This is a genomic window from Cellulomonas sp. GbtcB1 (assembly GCF_019091725.1).
Taxonomy (GTDB): Bacteria; Actinomycetota; Actinomycetes; order Actinomycetales; family Cellulomonadaceae; genus Cellulomonas.
The window spans coordinates 1-244 of record NZ_JAGXJG010000433.1 but is presented as its reverse complement, the minus strand read 5'-3'; the positions used below and the strand labels follow the sequence as shown (position 1 = coordinate 244).

Annotated in this window: 1 pseudogene; it reads right to left on the bottom strand. The window is 73.0% G+C overall.

The features are described 5' to 3' along the window. Positions 1-244 (bottom strand): annotated as a pseudogene (locus tag KVT14_RS20950) (ABC transporter ATP-binding protein); the annotation flags it as partial.

Genomic DNA, 244 nt, shown 5'->3' with positions numbered 1-244 from the left:
CTTCTCCCCCGCCGACAGGTTGGCCGCGTCCTCCTCCAGCACGGTGTCGTACCCGTGCGGCAGCGTGTGCACGAACCGGTCGACGTAGGTGGCCTGCGCGGCCGCGTGGATCTCCTCGTCGGTCGCCGACTGCCGGCCGTACCGGATGTTCTCCCGGATCGTGCCCGCGGACAGCCACGGGTCCTGGAGCACCATGCCGGTGCGCGCCCGGGCGTCGTGCCGGGAGGGCGTCGCGATGTCCTGG